Source organism: Wolbachia endosymbiont of Drosophila baimaii, assembly GCF_028982185.1.
GTDB lineage: Bacteria > Pseudomonadota > Alphaproteobacteria > Rickettsiales > Anaplasmataceae > Wolbachia > Wolbachia pipientis.
On sequence record NZ_JAPQLE010000180.1, the window covers coordinates 1 to 3,368 of the forward strand.

2 protein-coding genes are annotated in these 3,368 nt (G+C 33.3%); both read right to left on the minus strand.

Going from position 1 to position 3,368, the window contains the following annotated elements; translation table 11 throughout:
• Nucleotides 1–81: 81 nt before the first annotated feature.
• Nucleotides 82–972, minus strand: a complete 891-nt coding sequence (locus tag OZD66_RS05515; RefSeq protein ID WP_259348493.1) for a Fic family protein — start codon at nt 970–972, stop codon at nt 82–84.
• Between the two features lie 237 nt (nt 973–1,209).
• Complete coding sequence (gene dnaG / locus OZD66_RS05520) at nt 1,210–2,958, minus strand: DNA primase (protein WP_182366705.1); 1,749 nt, start codon at nt 2,956–2,958, stop codon at nt 1,210–1,212.
• Nucleotides 2,959–3,368 lie beyond the last annotated feature (410 nt).

Below are 3,368 nucleotides of genomic sequence, written 5' to 3' on the forward strand. Positions count from 1 at the left end.
CATAACTATATGCTGCTGGCACTCAACCTCCTTATCATCGTCTATCCTTATCTTATCACATCCGGACTTCTATGAAAAGAGCTATAAATATTCAGTATTCTCCCTCTCAAGAATATAATGCGCCTCATTTGCTTGCGTTTTGAGCACATTAAGAAAAAATATTAACCATGGGGAAATATCTTCTTTGCCACTTTTCCAGCTACTTTGTGTTTTATTAAGCGCTAAATAGTAATCAAGTTTGTTAGTTTCAATTATCTTTTCATGTGATACAATAGATACAAAATCATAACCCTGCTGCAACAGCATTAAATTAGTCATCAATCTACTAGTTCTGCCATTCCCATCTTGAAAAGGGTGTATTGCCAAATACCCAAAAACAAAGTTAGCAACAATAATAAGAGGATGCTTAAATTTATTATTTAAGGACCAGTGATACCAATCAATAAGCTCTTGTACTTCCTTTCTAACAAGGTAAGGTGGTGTGGGATCAAAAATTATACCAACAACTTTTCCATTCTGATCTTTTGCCTCAACTCTATTAGAACTTGCTTTGTATTTTCCTCTATGATACAAATCTTTTTCACTATAAAGTAGCATCTGGTTGTTAATGTGCAATATTGATGACTCACTAATTGGAATATCCGTATAATCATGAAATATTAGTTTAAGCATTTCTAAGTAGCCAGCAATTTCTTGCTCATCTCTATTTTTAAATTTTTTGACACGTAGGTTTTTATATAGATCCTCAACTTCTTTATCGGTTAGACGATTTCCTTCAATACGGTTAGAAGCGCCAGAAGATGTAACAATAACTGAATGAGTTAATCTTTCAATTGTTTGTGGTAGTAGTTTTTTCGTTATCTGCCAGCTATTTTTAACACTATCAACTGCAGTAATTAACTTGTACACTTGCTCAATTACAGGCCCTTCTAGGTTGAGACGTGTACTAAGACGAAAATTCTTCCAGTTCATATTCTTCTCACATGCATATTATGTGAGATAATGTGAGATAATGTGATAAAAGTCAATAGTAAGCTTTATATGCATAGCAGAGCTAACTACAAAAATTATACATTTTCAAGTGATCCTAACCATATCAAAAACTACAGGGCAAAGCTGTTGGAGGAAGGCTTAATTAGTTAAAAATTTCAATCTTATGTAAAATATTGTCTTATTTTGTAATTTTCTTGTTGACTAATGAGACGATATCTACTTTTCAATAAACTCCATTTGCATTTCTTGTATACTGCTTTCTATTTGCTTTATTTGTTCTATCAACCTTTCCTCTAAGTCAAGATTACCGCTCAGCCTCGCTTCGGTTCTTTCTTTTCGTAATGCATTTAACTCTTTTAGTAACACTATATTATTCCACACAATTTCTGCAGATTTTCTCTCGTTCAGTTGGCTATTTAGTACACTAGTTTTTTCAAATACATACTTTATAACGTTAAACTGTTTCAATTCTTGTAACAAAGCCTCTTTATCGAGTTTGCTTTTGTTACTTATTACATCAATTATACGCTGTTGTAATCTTTTCATCTCATTAGTAAATTCAAAATGAGAAAATTGCTCAAAAAATATAGGACGGTTCAAGATTTCAGGAAATTCTACGGCTATACGCAAAATTACGGCCTGATTTTGCTCTGCTTCAATTAGCTCTGGAGATTTGTTATGAAGATACTCACCTTTTGTTGCTCCAGTTTTACTATTAAAAATCTGTTTTTTGAAGCTACTTCTTAGTTCACTAGCCTTATTGTAAAAATAATCTCTGTAATACCTTCTAATACTGCTGTTGCTAATAGTATTTACATATTCCATGAACTTGTGCTCAAGAATTGAATATTTTTCCGGAGCAAGTTTTTCATAATTTTGCAAATTGCTATCGATTATGTGATGCCATAAATATTCAGAATGCAGTTTTGTTGAATGGTCAAGAGCAGTCAACACGTCTTCTTTCTTGTATGCCAGTTCGTTACATATATCGTATGGATCTTTATTACTTGGCAAAGTCACAAACTTTAACGTGTATCCAGGCTCTAATATTGGCAGAGCAAGTTCTGCAACTCGAGTAGCAGCATGACGTCCAGCACTATCGCCATCCATACAGATGGAGATTTCTTTAGCAAATCTCCATAGATTTTTTATCTGTTCTGCAGAAATTGCGGTACCAAGCGGAGCAACTGCATTACTAATTCCCGCTTGATGTAGCGCTATAGTGTCCATATATCCTTCAACAACAAATATGTGCTGTTTTTTACGTATTTCGCTTAAAGCAAAGTTTAATCCGTATAAATTCTCTCTTTTCTTGAAGAGCTGACTCTCTGGGCTATTTAAATATTTCGGCTGTTGCTCAGAACTTAGCGCACGTCCGCCAAAACCAATAACTCTCCCTGCAATGCTCTGTATAGGAAATATCAGCCGGTCATAAAAATAATCACGAAAATTTTTGTTTACTAATCCAATATCAATTAAAATTTTGTCTTCAATACCTGAAGAGTTTAAATACTCTTTCAAACCAGAGCTTGGTGCATAACCTATCTTAAATTTATCTATGATTTTAGGTGAAATCTTACGCTGCTTTAAATAATCTACAACACCTTGATTTTTTTGTGCAAACCAATTTGCAGCTAAATCAAGCGCTAAAAATAGTTTATTGTCCTCTTTTGTAATACTAAGATTTTTGGGCAGTTCAACACCTGTAACCGATGCTAATTTTTCCAATGCTTCTTTAAAGCTTAATCCTTCAGTTTGTGAAATAAATTCAAATGCATCACCACTAGCTAAGCAACCAAAACAGTAATATAACCCCTTAGTATTGCTCACCGAAAAAGATGGGGTTTTTTCGTTATGAAATGGACAGAGCCCAACAAAACTATCTCCTCTTTTTATTAATCTGACTTTTTTACCTACTATGTCGGATAATAATAATTTTGATTTTATAACATCTATATGATCCATCTTGTTAAATTAGTAGTAGGATAAAAATTATATAGAATTTATACACATCTGACTCGAAATTTATTTCTATAACTAAAGCAATTTAGATTTACCGACAATGTAGCTATACAAATTCAAGAGCAATCCTGTCATCCAGGTAGCCCACAGAAACAAAAAACTTCCTTGACAAACCTCGCCAGCGCCCTTATCATGAAACTGAAGCTGTTTATTTATCTTCTCTGTACAGATTAAATGACAAAAAAACTCAACGTATCTGGCGTCTCATGTTTAATTTTTTGCACTATGTGCACCTTATGTCTTTATCAAATTTCCGGGTTTTGACCTACACAAGCTGAAATACGCTTATAAAGCATTTAAAACATTAAAAAACGCCAACTTAAAAAATGGATAGTGAATAACTAGCTACCCTA

Bases quoted from the DNA above. Each gene is read 5' to 3' on its own strand.
- dnaG (WP_182366705.1), bottom strand. From the start codon at position 2,958: ATGGATCATATAGATGTTATAAAATCAAAATTATTATTATCCGACATA.
- OZD66_RS05515 (WP_259348493.1), bottom strand. From the start codon at position 972: ATGAACTGGAAGAATTTTCGTCTTAGTACACGTCTCAACCTAGAAGGG.